This is a genomic window from Chryseobacterium sp. Leaf405 (assembly GCF_001425355.1).
Classification (GTDB): domain Bacteria; phylum Bacteroidota; class Bacteroidia; order Flavobacteriales; family Weeksellaceae; genus Chryseobacterium.
Genome location: NZ_LMQN01000015.1, coordinates 800,130 through 823,877, shown reverse-complemented (window position 1 = coordinate 823,877; position 23,748 = coordinate 800,130). Strand labels below are relative to the sequence as shown.

Sequence of the window (23,748 nt, the reverse complement as noted above, 5' to 3'; positions counted from 1 at the left end):
CTTTTGTGGTTTAAAGCCAAACTATGAAATTATTTCTTAAACAGTTTCTTCTGTTTATCCCTTTTTTATTGCTGACAAGTTGTTTCGATATTGTAGATAAAGCGAACATAAAAGCCGATGGAAGCGGAGAGTACACTATTATTCTCAACGCAAGCAAAAGTAAAACCCGCTTGGCTTCTATTTCTAAAATGGAAACCATCAACGGTAAAAAAGTTCCTAAAAAGTCTGAGATTGAATCAAAAATCAATGAAGCAGCAAGAATTTTTAAAGCAACGCCTGGAATTTCAAATGTGAAAACTTCAATGGACTTTGATAATTACATTATTAAATTAAGTTGTAACTTCAAAAAGATTGAAAATATCAACGCAGGATTGGAACAGTTAAAAGCCAAAAATATTTTGGGTAAAATGATTCCAACACAGATTTACAGTCAGAATGTCGAGAAAAAAACGTTTACCAGAAACAGAATCAATACTTTCAAAAACGATTATGATAAGATGAGCAAGGCAGACAAAGAAGTTTTTAATGATGCTAAATATGTCTCTGTCTTACAATTTGAAAGCACGATAAAATCTCAGACTAACAATTTTTACCAGCTTTCACCCAATAAAAAAGCGGTGAAAATGGAAGCTAATGTGCTGGATCTTATCCTTCAGAAAAAACAATTACAAAATAATATTCTCTTTCAATAATTTCTTACAACCATGAAATCTATTTTAAAAAAAATACAAGTTGTCTTTTTATTTTTTGCCTCTGTATTCCTGTTGGCTCAACAAAAAATGAAGCTTCCGGGTGAAGCTGTTTTTTACATGGAAATCAATGGAAAACAGCTTAATAAAAAAATCAATTGGCAAAAATTGAATCCTTTTTTATTGGATGTAACCAAAGACAGCAAAGAAAAACCGTCATGGACAGATTATTCCAAAACGGGAATTAAATATGATGCGACGCAATATCATTATGCGACTTTTAATGATTCTGTGAAGGCTTATACCGCACATTTTATTGTAGATAATAAAGAAAAATTTCAGGAATTTATTAATTCAACCAAGAAAAAGGGATTAGAAATTTCTAAGAAAAACAATTATTCTTACGTTAATCTTGATGATGATGTTTTTGTTGCCTGGAATGGGAATCGTGCGGTCCTGAAAATGATAAGCTATTCAAAACCATATAAATATAATCATGAGGATGAAGTGATGGTAGATAGTGCTGTAGCAGTTATTGACAGTACGGCAGCAGTTACAGTAGACAGTGCTTATGCAGATGAGGAATTGCCTTTCAATTATAAAGATGAAATTCAGGTTTTGAAAGATGATATTAAATATTTAAAAGAAGACATTAAAGAGCACAACGCAGAAATCGCCAGAATGCAGAAAGATATTAAATATCTTGAAAAACATCACGAATATCCGAAAGAGAAAAAAGGTTCAACCGATAAAAATTACACCGACAAAGATCAGGAAATTCTACCTCCTTCGATGCAGGATGAAGAAGATATGGAGGAGGAAACAGACAGTATTGGCGATTTGGCGTATCAAAAAGAACTTGATTCTTTGAATATTGAAAAATTTAAGCTGGTAAAAAAACTGGCTGAAGAAGATTTTGATAAATTTTTTAATTCGAATTTTGAGATTGAAGTTTCTAAAGATGTGCTTTCATTCCGTGATGCGAGTGCAGATGTTTTTGTATACTTGGATTATGGCAGAATTATCAATGAAGGAATTTATGGTAAAATGATGAAGCTTTACAAATTTGGTTCGGTTTTTAATAAAATTTACAATTCAAATACGTCATACAATCTGTATTTCGATAATGATAAAATACGATTGGTCAACAGTTATCAACACAAAGATCCGGAAGTTCAGAAATATTTCTCGTCTATTTATAAAGGTAAAAAGAACAAGAAACTGGCAGCTTTAATCAATGATAAAAGCATGGGATATTATGCGATGAATCTGGATGGAAGCAAGTATTTCGATCTGATGTATAGTTTGCTTAAAAATTCAGGCGAAGGTGAATATCAAAAAGAAATGGAGCTGATGATGGAAACCATGAAAATCGTTCTGGATGAAGAAGCTATTGCTAAAATCGCACCTGGAAGCGGAATTTTTGTATTGAATGAATTGAAATCTAAAACAGTAGAATATACGGATTTCGATTATGACGATGATTACAACGAAAAGGAAGTGAAAAAGACAAAAGAAGTCATGATGCCGAATTTTACTTTTGCTTTTGCGACAGAAAATGAAGGATATTGGAACCGAATTTTTAACGTATTAATTACCAATAAAAATACCGCAAAAAAATTCTCTAAAAAAGGAGATTTTTACGAGTTTAAAGAAGAAAAAGCAACAGGATATCTGGATCAGTTATTCTTTACTGTAAAAGACGGGATTGTTTACATGACGACTTCTACGGATAATATTTTACCTAAAAATCAGTCTGAAATGGGCAAAAAATGGGCAAAAGATTCGTCCCAATATGCGATGTCAGGAAGATTAAATATTCAAAAACTTTTAATCGGTTTAGAGAAAGAGTTTAAGAGTACTTCAGAAAGAAAAATCATGGATGTTTTCAAGAAAAATATAGGTGAAGTTAATTTTAAAACTGAAGCAAAAGGCGACAGAATAGAAACGGAAATGAATTATGAAATTAAGAATTCTTCCGAAAACAGTTTAATGTATTTCTTTGATTTGGTGGATGAGATTTACAAAATCCAAGAATCCGAGAAAAAAACACCGGTTTTATAAATGAAAAAAAAGCTTTTTGTTTTAGCGGTTTTTCTACTCGCAATGACGATCTATTTTGTCTTTTACCACAAGGATAAAACATTAAAATTTGTTCCGAAAAATGCAGATGTTATTGTTTTGGTTGATGTGAAAAATCTTACAAGACAATATATTTCAAGCTTTGTCACAAATCCTTCACAATGGTTTGGGACCAAAAAAACAAAAGAAAATACAATTTCTATATATGAATCGGGAGTGAAAATTCCCGATTTTTTGCAGATATTCCACCTTCAAAATACCAAAATTTCAGATTGGTACAGCGTTGTAGAACTTAAAGATAAAAAGAAGTTTTTGGCATTTTTAAAGCAGGAAAAATTCATCGAAAAAAGCGAAAATATTTTCCAAAGAGATAATTTCTTCGTCAAAATAGAAGAGAAGAGCTGTATGTTTGGAACTGCTGATGTAAGCTTTAATGAAATTCATAAAGTGCTTTTTCAAAATTCAAAGAATGATATTTTTAATGCAGATTCTTTTATTGATGGAAGTTTGGGAAGTATTTCTTTTATTTCGGGAGCAAGAACCAGAAATTTCTCTATTGATGTACTTTCGGATGAAATTGAAATAAAAAGTATTTCTACTAAAGATTTTTCATCACTGATTGCTAAACTTCAACAAAAAAATACTTTTTTGGAAACAGAATTGGATGGTGAGAATTTAAAAAAACTGACTTCTAGTTTTGATAAAAATATGGTAGATTCTTCTCATATTAATTATCTCAAAGCGACGGCAACTTTGGAACAGGTGAATGATACCATTATCAGTTATGGGTATGATGATAATTTTAATGAAGTTGAAAAAAAGACTTTCCAGAAAATTATTCAGCCCAATTACATGATTGCGCTTCAAAGTTCAAATTCTGACGAAACAGAACAATTTTTCCGAAATAAAAAATGGATTAATGCTCAAAATCAATTTACTGCAATTCCTTTTCAGCCAAATTTAATTCAAAAAAATAAAAATAATTTTGAAATTAAATCTACGAGAAAGCAAATTCCATGGTCTGCAAATTTGAATGGAAATTATATTTTTATTAGAAATAATGCTTTATTACTGTCTTCTTTGAAAATGCTAAATGCAAATGAAAAGAAATTAATCTCGAATCTGGATTATATTTTCTATGGAAATAATGCACAGGATTATTTTTTTAAATTAAAGTTTAAAAAAGAAGAATTACCTTTAATTTTACGATGGTAAGCTTAATTTAAACGTAATAATTGATGGATTTCTTTGATATTGGATTACTAAAAACATTCACACATTATTTTCTGCATTTTATTTGTCCGGTTTTTATTGCGCTGATTTTTTATCGTGAAAACTGGAAAAAAGTATACCTGATTTTATTGGCAACGATGCTTGTAGACTTAGATCATTTGTTTGCAGATCCGATTTTCGATCCAAACAGGGCAAGTGTGGGTTTTCACATTTTGCATTCCTATTATGCGATTGCAGTGTATTTTTTGATGTTGTTTTTTAAGGGAAATATCAGAATTATCGGAATCGGGCTTTTGTTTCATATGCTGACGGATTTGCAGGATTTTTATTTTTGGAGTCATTAAAATTGCATTAATATTTTCTTTAAGATTTCAAATCCCATAGATTTTTTGTATTTTGTAAACACTATGAAGTTAAAAGAATTTTTACATTATACATATATTTTTCCTGTTCTGGCGGTGGGGTATTATTTTTCCGGACTGATGGGAGCGGGTGTAATTTCCGATATTGTTGCAGGGATTTTACTCACGGGAAGTGTCCTGTCAGCAGTTCATCATGCAGAAGTTGTAGCGCATAAAGTGGGCGAACCTTTCGGAACGATTATTTTGGCACTTTGTATTACCATTATTGAAGTTGCCTTAATTATTTCCTTAATGGTTGCCGGTGGAGATCAGGCGATTACGTTAGCAAGAGATACTGTTTTTGCAGCCGTAATGATTATTCTGAATGGAATTTTGGGAATATGTATTTTGGTGGGAGGAGTAAAATATTACGAACAGTTTTTTGCCAGAACTTCGGCTACAACTTATTTGGTAAGTATTGTTTCGATTTTAATTTTAACACTAGTTCTCCCGAATTTCACATCTAGTGTAAATGGACCATTCTATAATACCGCTCAACTCATCTTTGTTTCTATTGCATGTCTTGTTATTTATGGGATATTCTTAATGGTTCAAACAGTGAGACACAGAAATTACTTTATTGCTCCGGATGAGAATTCCGAAGAATATTATATTCCTTCGACTAATAAAACGATAATAAGCTTTGTTTTTTTAGTGGTTTGCTTAGCAATTGTGGTAATGATGGCGAAGGGTCTTTCAGGAACTATTGAAGATATGGTTCAAAGTTTCGGAGCTCCAAAATCTTTGGTTGGAGTGATTATTGCTGCGGTAGTCTTGCTTCCGGAAGGGTTGGCGGCGATTAGAGCGGCGAGAAGCAATCAGATCCAATCGAGTCTTAATCTGGCTTTGGGGTCTGCGTTGGCGAGTATAGGACTGTCGATTCCGGCAGTTTCTGTGGTGTGTATTATATACGATATTCCGCTTGTGTTAGGTCTGGATAAAAAAGATATTATCCTGCTTTCGTTATCGGTATTTATCGTAATGCTTTCGTTAAGTCGGGGAAAGACGAATGTTCTGTACGGAACCGTTTTATTGGTAAACCTTGCAGCTTATATTTTCACAGTTATCGTTCCTTAAGTTTAAAATTTTAATATAACTTCAAAAACGAATAAACTTTTGTAGCACGAACCTTTCGAAGTGCTATAATTTCCTGGCCTGCTCCATTTTAAAAGCCATTAGTTTCGCAATGTTTTCAGATTTATAGATTGCCATATCAGCACTTTCTCCGGTGAAATTTTCTTCAATAGTGGATTTCCATAATTCCAGCCATCGATCGAAGTGTTTCCTTTCCATTGCTTCCAATTCATTAATGGGGAAATGAACAGCCATTGGGTTGCCTTTATAGCTTATTTGCCCGAATAAAAGTGTTTCCCAAAACGAATACATTTTCGGTAAATGTTTTTCAAAATCTACTTTAATAACATCTTTAAAGAAAAATCCAATCGTTTCATCCTTAACGACTTTTGTGTAAAACGAATTCACAAGATGTTCAATATCTTCTCTTGATTCCAGCTTTTTCATACTTCAAATTTAATGTAAAATCAATTCAAAAATTCAATCATTTAATTGATAAATTTCATGAAAACAATATTTTATCTTTGCATAATTATTTTAACTGAAAAGTTTAGCGGCTTGATTGATTTGAAACCGTTTAAATGTAACAAAATCAAACCAATGATATAAAAAATGGCAAGAGGATTCAGACAAAAAATTCGTCAGAGAAGCGATGAAAACAGTGGTTTTGGAGACAATGCTTCCGGGAGATTTATCAACAAAGATGGATTTCCGAATGTTCGGCGAAAAGGAATTGGTATTTTAAGCCGATTCAGCTGGTATCATACGATGCTGGATCTTTCGACGGTTCGTTTTCTGTCGTATCTGGTGATTGCTTATATTTTGGTTAATCTGTTATTTGCTTTTATCTATTATGTCATCGGAGTAGAGCATCTTACGGGAATCGACAAAAGTGACCCCTTGAACGAGTTTATCGATGTTTTTTTCTTCAGTTCGCAGACCTTTACGACGGTAGGTTACGGAAGAATTGCTCCAGTGGGTTTTATGGCTAGTTTGGTGGCAACTTTTGAGGCTTTTTTGGGATTGCTTACCTTTGCGATTGCAACGGGACTTTTTTACGGAAGATTTTCGAGACCGAGAGCATATCTAAAATTTTCTGATATTGTGGTGATTGCACCATTTAAAAATAAAACGGCTTTGATGTTCAGGCTGGCTCCATTTAAAAATAATGCCTTAACCGATGCTGAAGTTATTGTTTCGGCGGCTATTGAAGTCATTGAAAACAGTGTTCCGAGAAATAATTTTTATACACTAAAAACTCAACTCAATAAAATCAATACATTAGCCCTGAACTGGACGGTCGTTCATGTAATTGATGAAGATTCTCCGTTTTATGGTTTTTCTGAAGATGATTTTAAGAATACACGAATTGAAATTATCATTCATCTCCGTGCGTTCGACGAAGTGTTTTCAAATACTGTTGTGCAGCGATCTTCGTACGTTTCAAAAGAAATTGTCTATGGGGCAAAATTCGTCCCGATGTACTATCCGGATAGAGAAAATCTTTCTACCGTTTTGGATTTGGGCAAAATTAATGACTATCAAAAAACAGATCTTCCTGTTTTGGCAGAAGAACATTTATAAATGAATTTAGAATTTAATAAGAAACAGGCTTTACAAAAACAAAAAGAACATAAAAAATTCCTGGACGGATTAAAGAAAAAACCACCCAAGAATCTGGATTATGTTGTTCAGGAAACTCATGAAGAAGTTTTTGAAAAGATTGATTGTCTTCAATGTGCCAATTGCTGCAAAACTACCGGACCTTTATACACCGAAAAAGATATTGAGAGAATATCCAAGCATCTTCGTATGAAATCTGCTGACTTTGAAGCAAAATTTCTACGAATTGATGAAGATAACGATAAGGTATTGCAGAATCTTCCTTGCTATTTTTTGAATGGTGATAATACATGTTCGATATATGATGTTCGCCCAAAAGCCTGTCGGGAATATCCTCATACAGACCGGAAAAAGATTTATCAGATCAATGATTTGATGATAAAAAATACAGTGATCTGCCCCGCAGCCTATGAATTTGTTGAACGAATTATGAAGAATTTGGGAAAATAGCTAATAATTCAAAATACCTCTTAATTAATAATAAAGTACGTTAAAGTAGCTGATCAGAAATAATATTAAGTAGAAATGTGTCGTTTTAAAAATAATAAACAACCATTTAAAATATTAAATATTATGAAAAAAGTAGTTTTAACAGCAGCTTTCACAATGATCGGAATGATCGCGATTTCTGCACAGACAACACCACAAAGTCAATCAACGGATACGACTAGTCAAAAATCGACACAATCGAATGCTCAAACCAACTCGACCTGGACGCCTTCGGAAACAAAGACTCAAAATCAAAGTGCAACAACAACGGTAGAGGCAACAACTCCGGCCTCGGATACAAAGGAAAGCGTGCAAGCTGACGTAGAAGGTACAAAACCCGCTGAAGCCACAAAAGAGGAGAAAAAAACTAAAAAGAATAAGTCGAAATAAATTTTTAGTAAACAAAGTAGAATTGAAATCCTGGAATATATTATTTCAGGATTTTTTATATTTCATTCAGAATTTCATATAAAAAAAGCGCTGATTTCTCAACGCTTCTCCTTTCACTTTTTACTTTTATCCCATTTATAATCCCGGGAACAGGTTATCATTAAAAAAGGTCGGGAAAATTTCCCAACCTTTATATTTTTATACAACTCCTTGAGCTAACATTGCTTCTGCAACTTTCACGAAACCGGCAATATTGGCGCCTTTTACGTAGTTTACATAGCCGTCTTCCTCTTTTCCGTAGTCTCTACAAGCTTTGTGGATTCCGATCATGATTTCTTTCAGTCTTGCATCAACTTCCTCTGAAGTCCAGTTTAGACGGATAGAATTTTGCGTCATTTCCAATCCTGAAGTGGCAACACCACCAGCGTTAGATGCTTTTCCTGGAGAGAACAATACTTTATTGTCTAAGAAATAGTTAATCGCATCTAAGGTTGAAGGCATATTCGCAGCTTCAGTTACACAGACACATCCGTTTTCTACCAAAAGTTTAGCATCATCAAGATCTAATTCGTTTTGAGTTGCAGAAGGGATGGCAACATCACACTTCACTTCCCAAGGACGTTTTCCTGCAAAAAATTCTGATGAAGGATATTTTTTAGCATAATCCTCAGCTCTGTTGTTTCCTGAATTTCTAAGTTCTAATAAGTAATCGATTTTTTCTCCGTAGATACCGTCATTATCATAGATATATCCGTCCGGACCTGAAATGGTAACTACTTTACCGCCAAGTTCAGATATTTTTTTGATAACTCCCCAAGCTACGTTTCCGAAACCTGAAACTGTTACTGTTTTATCTTTAAAAGTTTGTCCGATTGTTTTAAGCATTTGCTCAGCGAAGTAAACAACACCGTATCCTGTAGCTTCAGGACGGATTAATGAACCTCCATAAGCAAGACCTTTACCTGTAAGTACACCGGTAAATTCGTTTCTTACTTTTTTATACTGTCCGAATAAATATCCGATTTCTCTTGCACCAACACCGATATCTCCCGCAGGAACATCGGTTTCAGGACCGATATGTTTGCATAATTCTGTCATGAAAGCTTGGCAGAAACGCATTACTTCCATATCAGATTTTCCTTGTGGATCGAAGTCTGAACCTCCTTTACCACCTCCCATCGGAAGTGTAGTTAATGAGTTTTTAAAAACTTGTTCGAAGGCTAAAAACTTAAGCACAGAAAGATTTACTGTAGGATGGAAACGGATTCCTCCTTTGTATGGTCCGATCGCAGAGTTCATTTGTATTCTGAAACCTCTGTTTACCTGGATTTCTCCTTTGTCGTCAACCCATGGCACTCTGAAAATAATTACTCTTTCAGGCTCCGCCATTCTTTCAAGAAGCTTCATTCCTGTATATTCCTTTTTTGTCATAATAAACGGAATAACAGTTACAGCAACTTCTTTTACTGCTTGTAAAAATTCTGGCTCGTTAGGATTTTTTGCCTCAATTTTTGCTATAAATTCTTGTATTTTCTGGTCAATATTATATTGTTCCATATAATTAGGGTTGAATATTATGTCAACAAATTTAATTTTTTTTTCAAGATTCACAATACCTGAATTGATGATTGTTGAAAATTTAATAATATTATGGGTTAATTTTATTAAATTAATAATTAATGTTTAAATTTTATTAATTCTGAAATGTTATTTGTTAAATAATGTAATATTAAGAAATCATTAATTCTTATATTGCTATAAATTGTCTCCCGGAAAATGATTTTATTTTCCCTAAAAGCTCCAATTCCAAAATTACGGGTAAAATTTTGTGTGAAGACAGTGAAATTTTCCCTGTTAAATCGTCCAATGTGATCTGCGGATGATCAACAATTGCTCTAAATATTAATTCTTGATTTTCAGTTAATTGAACAGCAATTTCCTGATGTTGAAATAAATCCTGGATATGAGTTTGAGCTTTATTAAATCCAAGTAAATCGATTAAATCTTTAATGGTAGAAATTGCAATCGCTTTATTCTGAAAAATCAAATGATTACAACCCTGACTGTGAGTATCTGTAATCTTTCCGGGAAGGGCAAAAACTTCTCTGTTATAATTGTTTGCGAATGTTGCTGTACTTATAGAACCGCCTCCAAAAGCCGTTTCTACGACAATAGTAGATGGTGAAAGTCCTGCCACAATTCTATTTCGTTGAATGAAATTTTCTCTGTCAGGTTTTCGGGATGAGTTGAATTCGGTGAATAAAGCTCCCCCGGTTTCAATAATTTTTTCAGATAGTTTCTTATTTTTTGCAGGATATAAAGTGTGAAATCCGTGGGCTAAAACTGCCGTAGTAGGAATTTGAAAATGAATAGATTGCTCATGAACCTCTTTGTCAATCCCCAAAGCTAAACCACTGATGGAAATAAAATCAGATGATTGCGATGCTTCAAAAAACTGATTGATAAACTGTTTGCCATAAGCAGTCATATTTCGTGTCCCGACGATGCTTACTTTCTGTTTACTATCATCGAAATTTCCTTTTTGGTAGAGAATTGCCGGTGCATCATCACATTCATTCAGGAGACGAGGCAACTGCTGCTGGTGTCTGAGATTAATTTTAATGGTATTCTTTTCGCAAAATTTTAATTCTTTTTCTGCAAATTTCAGATGTTCAGGATTTCCAATGTCGGAAACTGCTTTTCTGCCGATACCGTCAATTTTGGAATAATTTTTCTTAGCGTTATTCCATGCTTCTTTTGCGTTTCCGAATGCTCGTACAAGTTTGTGAAAATTAATATCGCCGATTAAATTGCATTCACGCAATGCGATGGCATAAAGTTGTTCTTCAGAATACATTTGTGTTATGTTTCCACAAATGTAAAGAATTTATTTTCTTCTCAATTGTTCCAGATGCTCCCAAATATCATCTTTTTTCTTGTAAGGAAGTTCCATAAAGTCTTCAGGATGATTTTCTTTATATTCCTGCCAAAGTTTATCATCTTTTTCGCTGTAATAATTGGGAAATTCCCAGATGTATTTTTTCTTTTTATCACCCACTTTTTTGAATAGTAAAGCTAAAATAACTCCAACAACAGCCCCTGCAAGGTGAGCCTGCCAGGAAATTTTACTAGGTTCTTCAAGGTTTGAAAATAATTCTTCGGGCAACATTCCCCAAACCAGACTTCCATAATATAAAACGACCAATAAAGAAATGGTCAATAAGGTCATATTCCATTTAAAAACTCCGCTGAAGAAGAGGAAAAAGGCAAGAACATACACAACACCGCTAGCTCCGATAGTACACGTGTAAAGATAATCTCCTGTTATCATATCAATCGGTGGAAGCAGCCAGACTAATAATCCTGTTGCTAACCAACCAATGACAAAAACTTTATTGGCAACCAACGGATAAAACTGATATAATAGAAACATCAGCACTGCAATCGGGATAGAATTACCTACAATGTGGTCTATATTTCCGTGTAAAAGGGGAGAAGTGATAATTCCCAGCAAACCCTCCGGCAATAAAGGAATAATCGCTCCGAAGCAATTTGAAAAAAAGCCCTGCAACTGTAAGAAATAGCCGAGCCACATCGCTGCAAGCATAAGCAGAGGATACAGGATCGCTTTTTTGGAAATTACATTATTTTTTAACATGAAGATTATACGTCAAATGAAAAGCCAACAATAAATTTCGGAAAAATTGGCGATGAATATCAAATCTTATTTTTATTTCAGCCAAAAAGTTATGATTTTTATTGATTTAAACTTTTAATATCATATTTTGTCATTGATCTTTCAAAATAGATTTATTTTTTAGTGTAAAATCTTTATTAGATTTAAGATTAACCATTGCCGGTGGTTTTTAGCCAAAATTATTATTAATACTTTTGCATAGAATTTTGAAAATAAAAAATCTTGGACTTATGAAGAAGTTTTTATTCATCCTTTCCTTCGTTTTAGGAATTTTCGCCAATGCCCAGGTCGTCATTATTGATACCGGATCTGTGAAACTCGACACGATAAAACATTGGTCGGTTTTAGGCAAGCAATCTTTAATGATCAATCAGACTTCCTTCTCAAATTGGGTTGGTGGTGGAGCCAACAATGTAGGCTGGCTTGCCGGGGTTGATTACAATATTACCTACGAAAAAGACAAAGATCTTTGGGAAAACATTATACTTTTAAATTATGGACAAAATGATACACAAGGAATTGGGGTAAGGAAGACTCAGGATTTGATTAATGTTTCCACCAATTACGGAAGAAAAGTGTCAAAAAGTTGGTATCTTTCTGCGGGTGCCGGGTTTCTTTCTCAGTTTGCAGTAGGATACGAAGACGGTAATAATCCGGAGGCGACAAAACTTTCTAATTTTATGGCACCCGGTTACCTGAATGTAGGTTTGGGGATTACGTACAGACCTAATGATAATGTAAACGTTTCTCTTCGTCCCAGTAACGCCCGATGGACTTTTGTGTTGGATAAAGACCTTCAAACTGCAGGATCTTATGGTTTAAAAGCTGATGGAGATGCTTCTTTATTGCAATTCGGTTTCTTGGGAACGGCTGTATATAAAGTTAAACTGATGGAAAATGTAAATCTTTCCAATACGGCTTCTGTTTTCTCCAATTATCTGGATCATCCGGAAAGATTGGTTTTGGCTTACGGAATGGTTTTAAATTTAAAAGTTAATCGATTTATATCTTCTAATATCACCGTTGATGTAATGTACGATCATAATCAGATTCAAAAAACACAGCTTAAACAGACGTTGGGCGTTGGTCTGGCTTATACTTTAAACAACGGAGTAAAACGCTCTGAAAGAAAGGACAGCCAATGGTGGATTAAGAAATAATCTGAATTGAAATTTCAGACAAAATAAAAAGCACTTCAACTTGAAGTGCTTTATTATTATCAATTACTATATATTGTTAAAACTCTATATCAACTTCTAATTTCTCTGCCAAAAGCTTTGAAATTTTTTCTTTTAAAGGCTCAATATCAATATTCTGCATTGCATCATTAGCAAATGCATATAAAAGCAAAGCCTGAGCTTCTTTTTTAGAAATACCTCTTGCTCTTAAATAGAACATCGCATCTTCATTCAATTGACCAACCGTACAGCCGTGAGAACATTTTACGTCATCTGCAAAAATCTCCAATTGTGGTTTTGTATCAATCTTAGCACCTTCGCTTAATAAAACGTTGTTATTTTGCTGATAAGCATTTGTTTTCTGAGCCAGTTTATCCACAAATACTTTCCCGTTGAATACTCCGTGAGAATTGCCATTGAAAATACCTTTGTAATTCTGATAACTTTCGCAATTCGGCTGATTGTGGTGAACCGCCGTGTGGTGATCTACCAGCTGATCTTTCCCGATAATCGTGATTCCGTTCATGAATGAATTGATATTCGATCCGTTTTGAATGAAATCTAAATTATTTCTTACCAATTTACCTCCGAAAGAGAATGTATTTACAGTTGTTAAGCTGTCTTTTTCCTGTTTTGCAAAAGTATTATCAATTAAATAAGAAGTGTCATTGTCATTCTGAACTTTATGCCAATCTGCTTTTGCATTGGGATAGGTGAAAATTTCTGTTACAGAATTTGTCAACACATAGGTACTGTCAAAATTGTGGTGACTTTCAATGATTTCCACTTTTGCGCCCTCATCTACGATTAATAAATTTCTCGTATTGTAGAAAGTGTTTTCCTCCTGATTCTGAGAAATGTAAAAAACATGAATTGGCTTTTCAATCACAACATTTTTAGGAACTTTTAAAAAAAAACCATACTTGCAGTAAGCTTGATTTAAATTCGTGAAAGCTGATTTATCCGAAGCAATTGTATTAAAATATTTATCAAAAACATCTTTATGTTTCTCATCATTCAATGCATAGTTAAATGAAAGAAACTCAACGTTTTCAATAGAAACTTTTGATAATTCTTTACGAAGTTTACCGTTTACGAAAGTAATCCAGTCAAAATTTTCTTCACCCAAATGCAATTCATCTAACTGCTCTTTAGTGATATTATGACTTTCTTTCGGAAAAAAGTTATATCCTTTTTCAGTAATCTCCTTTAGGTTGGTATATCTGTATTCTTCGTCTTTTTTTGTAGGAAAACCCAATTTTTCAAATCTTTGAAGAGCAACTTTTCTATCATCATCCAGAAATCTGTGACGAAGACTCTCCAAAAACTCACCGTGATTTTCTATAATCTGTTCTTTTAATGCCATTACTGGTATATCTGTGGTTTGCACCATTTTTTTCTTTTTATTTGGCTGAAATTGTTAAACTGAGAGATCATCTGAATCTCTGAATTTCTTACTCTTTTAATTAATTTAAAAGCCAGTCGTACCCTTTTTCTTCCAGTTCCAAAGCAAGAGATTTGTCACCGGTTTTGATGATTTTTCCGTTTGCTAAAACGTGAACAAAGTCAGGTTGAATATAATTAAGCAATCTCTGATAGTGCGTAATCAAAAGAACTGCATTTCCTTCATTTTTGAATGCATTTACACCGTCTGCAACGATTCTTAATGCATCAATGTCCAATCCAGAATCAGTTTCATCAAGAATAGCCAATTTTGGGTTAAGCATCATCATCTGGAAGATCTCGTTTCTCTTCTTTTCACCTCCCGAAAAACCTTCATTCAATGATCTTGAAAGGAAATCTTTTTTGATACCCAATTGCTCAGATTTTTCACGAATCATTCCCAACATTTCTTTTGCAGGCATTTCAGACAAACCTTTAGCTTTTCTGTTTTCGTTCATCGCTGCTTTGATGAAATTTGTCACAGAAACCCCCGGAATTTCTACCGGATACTGGAAAGAAAGGAAAATACCTTTGTGAGCTCTGTCTTCCGGTGCATCTTCGATGATATTTTCGCCATCAAAAATAATTTCTCCATCTGTAACCTCGTAGTCTTCTTTCCCTGCAATAACAGAAGAAAGTGTAGATTTTCCCGCTCCGTTCGGTCCCATGATAGCATGAACTTCACCCGGCTTTATTTCAAGATTGATACCTTTTAAAATTTCTGCGCCGTCTTCAATTTTGGCGTGCAAGTTTTTTATATTTAACATATGTTCAAATTTATCGCAAGGTCAAACTTTGAGTATTCCTTTGTAACACTAAACCACAATTAACAAAGGTGTTAACGCATGCGAATGAAATATTATTTTTTATTTTTAAACATTAAAATTAATCAACCTTAATGTATTTTCCTGTTGTCATTTCGACTATTAGATTCTTCACTTTGCTTTGCTCTATTCAGAATGACAAACGTGCTATCAAACTGAAAAAAATGAAGCTTTATCCTACAGAACCTTCCAAAGAAATCTCCAATAATTTTTGAGCTTCAATGGCAAATTCCATTGGTAATTTATTTAAAACTTCTTTACTGAAACCATTTACGATCAAAGCAATTGCTCTTTCTGTATCGATTCCTCTTTGGTTGCAGTAGAAAATCTGATCTTCACCGATTTTTGAAGTCGTTGCTTCGTGCTCCAATTGAGCGGTCGGATCTTTGATTTCGATGTAAGGGAAAGTGTGTGCTCCACATTCGTTACCCATCAACAAAGAGTCACACTGAGAGAAATTTCTCGCTCCTTTTGCAGTCGGCATTACTTTAACCAAACCTCTGTATGAATTCTGAGATTTTCCTGCAGAAATACCTTTAGAAATAATTGTTGATCTCGTATTCTTTCCGATGTGGATCATCTTTGTTCCTGTATCTGCGTATTGGTGATTATTCGTCACGGCAATAGAGTAGAACTCACCGATTGAATTGTCACCTTTCAAAATACAAGAAGGATATTTCCAAGTTACGGCAGAACCAGTTTCTACCTGAGTCCAAGAGATTTTTGCATTTCTTTCGCAAAGTCCTCTTTTTGTTACAAAATTGAAAACTCCACCTTTTCCTTCTTCATTTCCCGGATACCAGTTTTGAACGGTTGAATATTTAATTTCAGCATTATCCATTGCAATAAGCTCAACAACGGCTGCGTGAAGCTGGTTTTCATCTCTTGACGGAGCTGTACAACCTTCCAAATAAGATACATAACTTCCTTCATCTGCAATCACAAGTGTTCTTTCAAACTGACCTGTTCCTGCCTGATTGATACGGAAATACGTTGATAATTCCATCGGGCATCTTACGCCTTTTGGGATATAGCAGAAACTTCCGTCAGAAAATACTGCGGAATTCAGTGCTGCATAAAAGTTATCTCCTCTCGGAACTACTTTTCCAAGATATTTTCTTACCAAATCAGGATGATTCTTAATCGCTTCAGAGATAGAGCAGAAAATAATTCCTTTTTCCATCAAAGTGTCCTGAAAAGTTGTTTTCACAGAAACTGAATCTATTACAATATCTACCGCAACGTTTGAAAGTCTTTTCTGTTCTTCAATATTGATTCCTAATTTTGCAAAAGTTGCCAATAATTCAGGATCTACATCATCTAAGCTTTCAAGTTCAGTCTTTGCTTTTGGAGCTGCATAATATTTAATCGCCTGGAAATCCGGTTTTTCATATTTGATATTTGCCCATTCCGGCTCCACCATTTTCAACCAGATTCTGAAAGATTCCAGACGCCATTCGGTCATCCATTCCGGTTCCTCTTTTTTAGCAGAGATCGCACGGACGATATCCTCATTTAAACCCGTCGGGAAATCTTCGTAATCGATTTTCGTCTCCCAGCCGAATTCATATTTTTTATTTTCTAAATCGACGCGTAAATCGTCTTCAGTATATTTATTCATAATTTATTAAGAGATTTGGAAATTAAGTAATTTAGAAATTACTTAGTGCCCAAATTGTTCTTTTCAAGATATTTTATAAAATGATAAATCTCTTTTGTGATTTCTAAACACTCATTATTAAGTGTATGGAAAGCCTCATCGTCGATTTTCTCTAAACTGTATAAAACAAACAACATATTTCTCACTTCAGCACAACTGCCTTTTGCGATCCAAAGAAATCTGATGAATTGCCTGTTACTTCCATATTCTGAGCCTTCAGCAATATTATTTGTTATTGATAAAGTTGCTCTTTTGAGTTGATCTTTAAGAGAAAACTCTTTATGTAAGTTTTCAAAATCAAGAACTTTAAAAATTTTAACTGTAAATGAAATTGCCTTTTTATAAACCGGAAAATCTTCAAATGAGACAGCCATGAATAATTTCTAAATTTCTTGATCTCTGAATTTTTTAATTTTCTTATAAAGAAAAACTTTCTCCACACCCACATGTTCTGGATGCGTTTGGATTGTTAAAAACAAATCCTTTTCCGTTTAATCCTCCTGAATACTCAAGAACTGTTCCCGCTAAATAAAGGATAGCTTTTTTCTCAACAACAATTTTAACATCATTATCTTCGAAAATTTGATCTGTTTCTGTTTTTTGATTATCGAATCCCAAAACATATTCTAAACCAGAACATCCTCCACTTTTTACCCCTACTCTTATATAATCTTCAGCAGGGTTGAAACCATCTTCCGTCATAAGTTGGATGGCTTTTGCCTTTGCTTGGTCTGATACTTTTATCATTGTATTTATTTAGAATGATTTAATAGTGCAAAAATACGAACTAATTTCCGCAATCTCAAATTGAAGCTATCTATTTTAATGATTCTGTTCTCAATAGGATCGTTTTTTGAGTAAAATTAATGTTAAAAATGTATAATTTTCATTTCAGAAATCCAGACATCCTGTTTTTGATTTAACTTTGAAGTGTATTTTTTATCTATTAAAAGAAATTAGGAATGAAACAAAAATTACTTGGTTTTTTTATTATGTTTTCAGTGGGAATGTTCCACGGGCAGACTACAAGATATATTTATGAAACGTTGGTAAATCCGGATTCAATTAATCTGGTGACAATGAAAACGGAAAGAAATTTTTTGGATGTTAAAGGAAGTAAGTCATTATTTATCAGCGAAAATAAATTAAAGAAAGATTCTCTGTATGCTTCTTTTAAACCTGATCAAAAAGCAGATCGCAAAAAAAGTGATAAAGATCTTTTAAAACAGGGAGGGAAAAAATCAATTGAACCTACTTTTTTTGAATATTTTATTGCTAAAAATATTCCTGAGCAGAAAGTTTATTTTTATGATAGAGTTGGTGGAAAACAGATTTATTATCAGGAAGATCGATCTTTGAAATGGGAAATAACCAATGATGTTGAAAAGCAAAACGGATATCAGTCTCAAAAAGCGGTTGCCAATTTTGGGGGAAGAGTTTGGACGGCTTGGTTTACAAAAGAAATTAATATTTCCGACGGGCCTTACAAATTTTCCGGTTTGCCGGGATTAATTGTGAAGCTGGAAGATGATAAAGGAGATTATAAATTTGATTTGGTTAAAAAAATCAACATTAAAAATTCTTTTGAACCAATAAATGCTGATGCAAAGCAAAGTACAAGAATTAATTTTAATGGTGATAAAGCCGCATTGGAATTAGAATTTGCAAAAAACAATAAAAACAGATCCGGTAACGGAATGCCGAACTTCGGAAATGGTGGAAGACATGGCGGCGGGATGAACGGTGGTATGGGTGGAAGAGGAAATCAACCTGGCGCTGGTGGAATGCCACAAAAAGGAATGGGAATGGACGGAAATAATTTCCCGACACAAAGCTCTGGTAATGAAAATTTCTCTTTTGGAGGAGGAGGGCAAAACCCAATCGAATTAAGATAAAATTAAATATAAAATAATGAAAAAATTAGGCATCATTGCTTTTGCGCTATTCATGCAGACAACTTTTGCACAAGTGAACAGATTTGTGTATCAGGTGACAATGAAATCAGATGCATCCAATAAAAGCGATGTTAAAACAGAAAATGCATACCTTGATATTGCTCAGGAAAAATCTATGTTCTATTCTGAAAACAGGATTAAAAGAGATTCTGTAATGCAGGCGACTTTCCAAAGTGGTGGTGCGAGAGGTTTCAACAGAGAGCAAATGGAAGGTTTAAGATCAAACATTAACTATTCGATTGAAAAAGATAAAAAAAATCAAAAAACAACTTTCAAAGACAGAATCGGAAGAGATGTTTATACTTACGAAGAAGACAGACCGATCACTTGGAAAATCACTTCAGAAACGACCAAGATAGGGGATTATAAAGTGCAGAAAGCTGAGACGGATTTTGGCGGAAGAAAATGGACGGCATGGTTCACAACAGATTTACCATATCAGGATGGACCTTATAAATTCAACGGACTTCCCGGACTTATCGTAAAAGCAGAAGATGATAAAGGGGAATATTCTTTTGATTTAATGAAAAACTATAAAATTGCTGATTTTCCTACCATGAATCAATTCGGAAATACAATTAAAGTAAAACGAGGGGATTACCTAAAACAGCAGAAAAAATATCAGGAAGATCCAATGTCATTCATGACACAAGGCGGTGGTGGTGGCATCAGAATTGGGGCTGTTGGAGGAAACCGTGGCGGAGGAAATCAAAATCCGGCTGATATGAGAAAGAGAATGGAGGAGAGGGTGAAGGATGAAGCAAAGAAAAACAGTAATCCTATCGAACTGCAATAAAACAAACCCCTGAAGAATCCTTCAGGGAGTTTTATTTTTATCAATTAAAGATTATCTTAAAAGTTGTTTGAAAGTATCTCCTTGTTGCATATCTCCGGTGTCATAACCTTTCATAAACCATTCTTTACGCTGTGCGGAAGATCCGTGGGTAAAGCTTTCCTGATTTACATATCCCTGAGATCTTTTCTGAATATTGTCATCTCCAACGGCTTCAGCAGCATCTATTGCAGATTGAATGTCGCCGGGTTCTAAAATATGTTCTCTGCTGTCCGTTCTCTTTGACCAAAGCCCGGCATAAAAATCGGCCTGTAATTCTGTAGCGACAGAAACTCTGTTAAGTTGCTCTTCAGAATAATTACCGCTTGTTCTTGCCTTATTGGTTTCGTCTAAAACGCCTAAAAGATTCTGAACATGATGCCCCATTTCATGAGCCATAACATAAGCAATTGAAAACTCAGTAACTTGCGCTCCAAATTTTTGTTGAAGTTCCTGAAAGAAACTCATATCCATATAAACTGTCTGATCAGCAGGACAATAAAATGGTCCCATTGCAGCCTGAGCTGTTCCACAGCCCGATTTTGTGGCATCTTCAAATAAAACAACTTTTGCGGGAGTGTATTTTACACCGTTTTCAGCAAAAACTTTTGCCCATGTTTCTTCGTTTTCAGCAGCAACCATTTTTATAAATTCACGAACTTTGAGTTCTTCAGGAGTTAAATCCCGTTGTTCTGTCCTTGTTGAGCTGCTACCCGTACCTCCGGAAGAAAGTATTGAAGAAGGATCTCCACCCAGGAAGAATACAATTGCTGCGATAATCAACGTACCAAGACCGCCGCCAACAAGGGCACCGCCGCCGCCCAAACCTCGCCTGTCGTCTACGTTATCACTTCTGTCGTCTGTCCATTTCATAGTTTGTATTTATTTGTATGTAAATTTAAAATTATTATCATTATCAACTCTTTTTATTTCAATAAAATTGTAATGAGAAGAACTTTACTAAAGTTATGCCAACAAAAAAGGAGCCTTCAAGCTCCTTGTATATTTTGGTATTTTATTTTACTTATGAATGTCCGAAACCAATATTTCCTTTTTTCCCGGAAAGATTCTTTTTGAAATCAATCATTCTTAAAGCCGTAACTGCTGCTTCTACACCTTTGTTTCCTAGATCACCACCGCTTCTTGCGATAGACTGTTCTTTGGTATCATCCGTTAAAACACAGAAAATGGTAGGAGTATCAGTCATAATGTTACAATCCTTAATTCCCTGAGCCACTGCCGAACAAACATAATCGAAGTGAGGCGTTTCTCCACGGATAACGCACCCGATTGAGATTACTGCATCATACTTACGCTCTTTACAAAGCTGCATACTTGCATAATTCAGTTCAAAAGCTCCCGGAACCGGAAAAAGTTTAATATTCTCTGCTTTTACTCCTTCTTTTTGAAGGATTTCCAAAGCTGCATCACGAAGATTGTAGGTTACAAAATCATTCCACTCGGCAAAAACAATGCCGATAGAAAAATCTTCGGCATTAGTTATATGAAGTGGCTTGTAATCGGAAAGATTAACTGTTGCCATTGTTAGTAATATTTAGTCATTTCGATATAAGAATCAGACATTCCGTTGTCGTAATCCTGATATTTTTCGTCAATTGTAGCGAAATATTTTTTAGCATCTGCGTTTTTCTTTAATCCTAAAGCCAAAATACCTGCTTTTCTGGTGAAATAGTAAGTTGTATAAGGATCGTCTGTAGCAGAAGCTGCTTTATCTAATAATTGTAAAGCTTCGTCATTCTTGTTAAGACCAGATTTTGCATCAGCCATAACTCCGAATTTCATTGCCATCAAAGTTTTGTTGTCTGATGAAAAACTATCCAAAAGATCATAAGCTTCCTGGAATTTTCCTTCCTTGAACTTCAATAAACCAGCATTGTAAGCAGAAAGTTTACCGATGTTAGTAGAAGAATATTCTTTATATGTTCCTTCAAAACCTGGGTTTGCAGCAGATTTTCCTCCTAAAGCTTCTTTGTCTTTTCCTTCAGTAAGGTTTTTCTGAGCAGCAAGGAAACTTTTCATAGCTTCAGCATTCTGAGGTGCTACTACAAATTGTTTGTAACCGAAGAAACCAAGAACTCCCAAAATAAGAACTCCAAAAACAATGGTTAATGGTTTCGAATATTTTTCAAGAAATCTTTCTGTGTTTAAAGCCTCTCTGTCAAGATCTTTAAAGAACTCAACAGTTTCTTTACCTTCTTGATCGTTTGTAAGTTTTGCCATAAATTATTAAAAATTGAAATGCAAATTTAATTGTTTCTGAATGATTTACAAAATACTTTGTGAGTATTATTGGTTTTATTTTAATAAATGAATTGAATTGTTAACCGTTAATAAATGAATTATTAAATTTCAATCGAAAAAAATGCTCCATGAAATGAATCATGGAGCATTTTAATTTTATTTCAATAAGTTTAATATTCTAAAATATGATAAACTTCAGCATTGTATTTATTCAATTTTTCTTCTCCGTTTAGGTCTTTTAATCCAATTAGAAAACTGAACTGTGACACTGTTGCACCTTGTTTTTCAACCAATTTAGCAGCAGCCTCGGTGGTTCCGCCAGTTGCTAAAAGGTCATCATGAATTAAAATTCTTTGTCCGCGCTTTATTTGTCCTTCTCTTGTTTCGATGATGGCGCTTCCATATTCCAAGTCATACTTTTCTGAAATCACGGGTGGAGGAAGTTTTCCTGCTTTTCTGATTAAGATAAACGGAACTTCCAAAGCTACAGCAATTGCAATTCCGAAAAGATAACCACGGCTTTCGATTCCGCAAACAGCATCTACTTTTCCTTTACTGAAAGCAACAAGATCTGAAATTACATCTTCGTACAATTTGGGATCTAAGAAAATAGGAGAGATGTCTTTGAACTGAATTCCCGGAATCGGAAAATCAGGAATATTTTCAATTGTTTCTTCTAATTTCTTGATTAATTCTTGTGAAGCCATTCTTATGGATTGATTTTATAGCTGGAAATTTTCCAGTCTCCGTTTACATTTTTAAGTCCGAAAGTTGCTTTCAAAGAAGTCGTTTTTCCGTTTTTATCGGTTACGTCGTAAGTTGCATTTACACTCGCTACGTTTGTATTATTAGCATTGGTTGTAATGTTTTTCACACTTACATTTTTCACAGAACCAAATCCTGAATTTGGATTAGAAAAAGACTCATAGCTTCCCCAGCTTGGATTATTAGCAGAATTGTAGGCTGCTTTTAAATTTTGAGCACTTACATTATTTAAAAAGCTGCTTACCGTATTTTTAGGATCTGCAGGCTGTTTTGGGGTAGCAGGTGTTGTTGCGGGCGTAGTCGTCGGAGCGTTTGGATCTGTAGTTGGTACAGTTGCATTCGGATTATTCGGATCAATTACTGCCGGATCCTGAATTATTGCCGTAGAATCAACTTTTGGAGGAGCAGGAACATTCAGTAAGGAACCGTTTACATCTAAACCGATCTTTGTCATTTTAAATGTTTTCGCTGTTGTTTTTACTGAAATTGTAATATCTATTTTGTTATCAACTACTTTAGCCGCGGGAAGTGATGAGAATTTTAAATTAAATCCTTTGAAATTATTATCCTGCATTAAGTTTTTCGCTGTCGAAAGTTTTACTCCGTTGCTGAACACTTCAAGAGTTGCTTCAAGGCCGGCTCCGGTAAATGCAACAGGATTTCCTGCATTGTCAACCAATCTCGGAACAATCTGAATTGCAGTCGCTGCACCCATTCCATCGTCTCCTGTAGGTCTTGTAATAATGCTCAATGCATTTGCCTTTACGTCATTCGGGTCACTTTCTTTTGCGGTTTCATCACCGAAAATATTCATTTCACCTAGTGACGGTGGAGCAGTACTAGCCCATTCAATTCCGTTTTTCTGAGCGGTTTGGTCTGCCATAGTCATGATTTCCGGAACTTTTTTTCCGTCGATCAGCTTTCCAAGAGCTTTTAGTTCGGCAACATCGCCATCCGCTTCCACTCCGAAAGTCTTCAGAATGTAAAGCGCCTCATTAAACTTAATTTGTTTAATGGTCGGAAGGCTGGACGTCATATCGTTGATACTCGACTGTAGAGTTTTAGTATTCGTAGCATCTACATGGTCTTTCTTACATGCTGTGAAAAGCAATAAGCTGAAAACGAGTAGAAAAGAAAACTTTTTCATTTTT

The 23,748-nt window shown here is 34.5% G+C and carries 25 protein-coding genes; 11 read left to right on the top strand and 14 right to left on the bottom strand.

What is annotated here, in order from left to right; translation table 11 throughout:
• Positions 1–23: 23 nt before the first annotated feature.
• From ASG22_RS13585 to ASG22_RS13565, 5 genes are all read left to right on the top strand, one after another.
• The gene (locus ASG22_RS13585; RefSeq protein WP_055985539.1) at positions 24–692 is read left to right on the top strand and encodes a hypothetical protein; all 669 of its coding nucleotides are present in this window, start codon (positions 24–26) and stop codon (positions 690–692) included.
• A 12-nt stretch (positions 693–704) separates the two neighbouring features.
• Complete coding sequence (locus tag ASG22_RS13580) at positions 705–2,753, top strand: hypothetical protein (protein ID WP_055985537.1); 2,049 nt, start codon at positions 705–707, stop codon at positions 2,751–2,753.
• Positions 2,754–3,986 carry a hypothetical protein gene (locus ASG22_RS13575; RefSeq protein WP_055985534.1) on the top strand — a complete coding sequence of 411 codons (1,233 nt, stop codon included), beginning with the start codon at positions 2,754–2,756 and terminating at the stop codon, positions 3,984–3,986.
• Between the two features lie 23 nt (positions 3,987–4,009).
• Positions 4,010–4,348: a DUF6122 family protein gene (locus ASG22_RS13570; protein ID WP_055985531.1), complete on the top strand. Its 339-nt coding sequence runs from the start codon at positions 4,010–4,012 to the stop codon at positions 4,346–4,348.
• A gap of 63 nt (positions 4,349–4,411) precedes the next feature.
• Positions 4,412–5,482 (top strand): calcium:proton antiporter, encoded by a 1,071-nt coding sequence (locus tag ASG22_RS13565; RefSeq protein ID WP_055985528.1) that lies wholly within the window; start codon positions 4,412–4,414, stop codon positions 5,480–5,482.
• A gap of 63 nt (positions 5,483–5,545) precedes the next feature.
• On the opposite strand, the gene ASG22_RS13560 is transcribed toward ASG22_RS13565, so the two are convergent.
• On the bottom strand, positions 5,546–5,926 hold the full coding sequence (locus ASG22_RS13560) for a group III truncated hemoglobin (RefSeq protein ID WP_055985524.1): 381 nt from the start codon (positions 5,924–5,926) through the stop codon (positions 5,546–5,548).
• A gap of 165 nt (positions 5,927–6,091) precedes the next feature.
• On the opposite strand from ASG22_RS13560, the gene ASG22_RS13555 reads away from it, so the two are divergent.
• From ASG22_RS13555 to ASG22_RS13545, 3 genes are all read left to right on the top strand, one after another.
• Positions 6,092–7,063 (top strand): ion channel, encoded by a 972-nt coding sequence (locus ASG22_RS13555; RefSeq protein WP_055985523.1) that lies wholly within the window; start codon positions 6,092–6,094, stop codon positions 7,061–7,063.
• Positions 7,064–7,552: a YkgJ family cysteine cluster protein gene (locus ASG22_RS13550; protein WP_055985519.1), complete on the top strand. Its 489-nt coding sequence runs from the start codon at positions 7,064–7,066 to the stop codon at positions 7,550–7,552.
• Between the two features lie 123 nt (positions 7,553–7,675).
• A complete protein-coding gene (locus tag ASG22_RS13545) occupies positions 7,676–7,981 on the top strand; it encodes a hypothetical protein (protein WP_055985515.1) in 306 nt (101 codons plus the stop codon).
• Between the two features lie 198 nt (positions 7,982–8,179).
• On the opposite strand, the gene gdhA is transcribed toward ASG22_RS13545, so the two are convergent.
• The 3 genes from gdhA to ASG22_RS13530 form a co-directional block, all read right to left on the bottom strand.
• Positions 8,180–9,538, bottom strand: a complete 1,359-nt coding sequence (gdhA, locus tag ASG22_RS13540) for an NADP-specific glutamate dehydrogenase (RefSeq protein ID WP_055985512.1) — start codon at positions 9,536–9,538, stop codon at positions 8,180–8,182.
• A 190-nt stretch (positions 9,539–9,728) separates the two neighbouring features.
• Complete coding sequence (gene dprA / locus ASG22_RS13535) at positions 9,729–10,838, bottom strand: DNA-processing protein DprA (RefSeq protein WP_055985510.1); 1,110 nt, start codon at positions 10,836–10,838, stop codon at positions 9,729–9,731.
• 30 nt (positions 10,839–10,868) lie between these two features.
• A complete protein-coding gene (locus ASG22_RS13530) occupies positions 10,869–11,639 on the bottom strand; it encodes a rhomboid family intramembrane serine protease (protein WP_055985508.1) in 771 nt (256 codons plus the stop codon).
• 269 nt (positions 11,640–11,908) lie between these two features.
• Between ASG22_RS13530 and ASG22_RS13525 the strand changes: the two genes are divergently transcribed.
• On the top strand, positions 11,909–12,838 hold the full coding sequence (locus ASG22_RS13525; RefSeq protein WP_055985505.1) for a DUF3078 domain-containing protein: 930 nt from the start codon (positions 11,909–11,911) through the stop codon (positions 12,836–12,838).
• A 76-nt stretch (positions 12,839–12,914) separates the two neighbouring features.
• On the opposite strand, the gene sufD is transcribed toward ASG22_RS13525, so the two are convergent.
• The 5 genes from sufD to ASG22_RS13500 all read right to left on the bottom strand — a co-directional run bounded on the left by sufD (position 12,915) and on the right by ASG22_RS13500 (position 17,530).
• Complete coding sequence (gene sufD / locus ASG22_RS13520; RefSeq protein ID WP_055986835.1) at positions 12,915–14,222, bottom strand: Fe-S cluster assembly protein SufD; 1,308 nt, start codon at positions 14,220–14,222, stop codon at positions 12,915–12,917.
• Between the two features lie 100 nt (positions 14,223–14,322).
• The gene (gene sufC, locus ASG22_RS13515; RefSeq protein WP_055985502.1) at positions 14,323–15,066 is read right to left on the bottom strand and encodes a Fe-S cluster assembly ATPase SufC; all 744 of its coding nucleotides are present in this window, start codon (positions 15,064–15,066) and stop codon (positions 14,323–14,325) included.
• Positions 15,067–15,295: 229 nt separating this feature from the next.
• Entirely contained in the window at positions 15,296–16,744 is a 1,449-nt protein-coding gene (gene sufB / locus ASG22_RS13510; RefSeq protein WP_055985499.1) for a Fe-S cluster assembly protein SufB, read from the bottom strand.
• A gap of 38 nt (positions 16,745–16,782) precedes the next feature.
• On the bottom strand, positions 16,783–17,157 hold the full coding sequence (locus ASG22_RS13505) for a four helix bundle protein (RefSeq protein ID WP_055985496.1): 375 nt from the start codon (positions 17,155–17,157) through the stop codon (positions 16,783–16,785).
• A gap of 43 nt (positions 17,158–17,200) precedes the next feature.
• The gene (locus ASG22_RS13500) at positions 17,201–17,530 is read right to left on the bottom strand and encodes a HesB/IscA family protein (protein WP_055985495.1); all 330 of its coding nucleotides are present in this window, start codon (positions 17,528–17,530) and stop codon (positions 17,201–17,203) included.
• A 215-nt stretch (positions 17,531–17,745) separates the two neighbouring features.
• On the opposite strand from ASG22_RS13500, the gene ASG22_RS13495 reads away from it, so the two are divergent.
• Both ASG22_RS13495 and ASG22_RS13490 read left to right on the top strand, forming a co-directional pair.
• A complete protein-coding gene (locus tag ASG22_RS13495) occupies positions 17,746–18,678 on the top strand; it encodes a GLPGLI family protein (protein WP_055985492.1) in 933 nt (310 codons plus the stop codon).
• A gap of 16 nt (positions 18,679–18,694) precedes the next feature.
• Positions 18,695–19,534, top strand: coding sequence for a GLPGLI family protein (locus ASG22_RS13490; RefSeq protein WP_055985489.1), 840 nt, complete (start codon positions 18,695–18,697; stop codon positions 19,532–19,534).
• A 51-nt stretch (positions 19,535–19,585) separates the two neighbouring features.
• Here ASG22_RS13490 and ASG22_RS13485 read toward each other — a convergent pair whose 3' ends face one another.
• The 5 genes from ASG22_RS13485 to ASG22_RS13465 all read right to left on the bottom strand — a co-directional run bounded on the left by ASG22_RS13485 (position 19,586) and on the right by ASG22_RS13465 (position 23,744).
• Positions 19,586–20,443: a neutral zinc metallopeptidase gene (locus ASG22_RS13485; protein WP_055985486.1), complete on the bottom strand. Its 858-nt coding sequence runs from the start codon at positions 20,441–20,443 to the stop codon at positions 19,586–19,588.
• A gap of 151 nt (positions 20,444–20,594) precedes the next feature.
• Positions 20,595–21,113, bottom strand: coding sequence for a 6,7-dimethyl-8-ribityllumazine synthase (ribH, locus tag ASG22_RS13480; protein WP_055985483.1), 519 nt, complete (start codon positions 21,111–21,113; stop codon positions 20,595–20,597).
• A gap of 2 nt (positions 21,114–21,115) precedes the next feature.
• Positions 21,116–21,811, bottom strand: coding sequence for a tetratricopeptide repeat protein (locus ASG22_RS13475; RefSeq protein ID WP_055985480.1), 696 nt, complete (start codon positions 21,809–21,811; stop codon positions 21,116–21,118).
• Positions 21,812–22,002: 191 nt separating this feature from the next.
• Entirely contained in the window at positions 22,003–22,539 is a 537-nt protein-coding gene (locus ASG22_RS13470) for an adenine phosphoribosyltransferase (RefSeq protein ID WP_055985479.1), read from the bottom strand.
• Positions 22,540–22,541: 2 nt separating this feature from the next.
• A complete protein-coding gene (locus tag ASG22_RS13465) occupies positions 22,542–23,744 on the bottom strand; it encodes a hypothetical protein (RefSeq protein ID WP_055985476.1) in 1,203 nt (400 codons plus the stop codon).
• Between the last annotated feature and the right edge of the window lie 4 nt (positions 23,745–23,748).

Coding starts and splice junctions, on each gene's coding strand:
- ASG22_RS13490 (WP_055985489.1), top strand. CDS start 18,695: ATGAAAAAATTAGGCATCATTGCTTTTGCGCTATTCATGCAGACAACT.
- dprA (WP_055985510.1), bottom strand. CDS start 10,838: ATGTATTCTGAAGAACAACTTTATGCCATCGCATTGCGTGAATGCAAT.
- ASG22_RS13530 (WP_055985508.1), bottom strand. CDS start 11,639: ATGTTAAAAAATAATGTAATTTCCAAAAAAGCGATCCTGTATCCTCTG.
- ASG22_RS13580 (WP_055985537.1), top strand. CDS start 705: ATGAAATCTATTTTAAAAAAAATACAAGTTGTCTTTTTATTTTTTGCC.
- ASG22_RS13555 (WP_055985523.1), top strand. CDS start 6,092: ATGGCAAGAGGATTCAGACAAAAAATTCGTCAGAGAAGCGATGAAAAC.
- ASG22_RS13465 (WP_055985476.1), bottom strand. CDS start 23,744: ATGAAAAAGTTTTCTTTTCTACTCGTTTTCAGCTTATTGCTTTTCACA.
- gdhA (WP_055985512.1), bottom strand. CDS start 9,538: ATGGAACAATATAATATTGACCAGAAAATACAAGAATTTATAGCAAAA.
- sufC (WP_055985502.1), bottom strand. CDS start 15,066: ATGTTAAATATAAAAAACTTGCACGCCAAAATTGAAGACGGCGCAGAA.
- sufB (WP_055985499.1), bottom strand. CDS start 16,744: ATGAATAAATATACTGAAGACGATTTACGCGTCGATTTAGAAAATAAA.
- ribH (WP_055985483.1), bottom strand. CDS start 21,113: ATGGCAACAGTTAATCTTTCCGATTACAAGCCACTTCATATAACTAAT.
- ASG22_RS13575 (WP_055985534.1), top strand. CDS start 2,754: ATGAAAAAAAAGCTTTTTGTTTTAGCGGTTTTTCTACTCGCAATGACG.
- ASG22_RS13500 (WP_055985495.1), bottom strand. CDS start 17,530: ATGATAAAAGTATCAGACCAAGCAAAGGCAAAAGCCATCCAACTTATG.
- ASG22_RS13565 (WP_055985528.1), top strand. CDS start 4,412: ATGAAGTTAAAAGAATTTTTACATTATACATATATTTTTCCTGTTCTG.
- ASG22_RS13585 (WP_055985539.1), top strand. CDS start 24: ATGAAATTATTTCTTAAACAGTTTCTTCTGTTTATCCCTTTTTTATTG.
- ASG22_RS13570 (WP_055985531.1), top strand. CDS start 4,010: ATGGATTTCTTTGATATTGGATTACTAAAAACATTCACACATTATTTT.
- ASG22_RS13545 (WP_055985515.1), top strand. CDS start 7,676: ATGAAAAAAGTAGTTTTAACAGCAGCTTTCACAATGATCGGAATGATC.
- sufD (WP_055986835.1), bottom strand. CDS start 14,222: ATGGCATTAAAAGAACAGATTATAGAAAATCACGGTGAGTTTTTGGAG.
- ASG22_RS13475 (WP_055985480.1), bottom strand. CDS start 21,811: ATGGCAAAACTTACAAACGATCAAGAAGGTAAAGAAACTGTTGAGTTC.
- ASG22_RS13495 (WP_055985492.1), top strand. CDS start 17,746: ATGAAACAAAAATTACTTGGTTTTTTTATTATGTTTTCAGTGGGAATG.
- ASG22_RS13505 (WP_055985496.1), bottom strand. CDS start 17,157: ATGGCTGTCTCATTTGAAGATTTTCCGGTTTATAAAAAGGCAATTTCA.
- ASG22_RS13560 (WP_055985524.1), bottom strand. CDS start 5,926: ATGAAAAAGCTGGAATCAAGAGAAGATATTGAACATCTTGTGAATTCG.
- ASG22_RS13470 (WP_055985479.1), bottom strand. CDS start 22,539: ATGGCTTCACAAGAATTAATCAAGAAATTAGAAGAAACAATTGAAAAT.
- ASG22_RS13550 (WP_055985519.1), top strand. CDS start 7,064: ATGAATTTAGAATTTAATAAGAAACAGGCTTTACAAAAACAAAAAGAA.
- ASG22_RS13485 (WP_055985486.1), bottom strand. CDS start 20,443: ATGAAATGGACAGACGACAGAAGTGATAACGTAGACGACAGGCGAGGT.
- ASG22_RS13525 (WP_055985505.1), top strand. CDS start 11,909: ATGAAGAAGTTTTTATTCATCCTTTCCTTCGTTTTAGGAATTTTCGCC.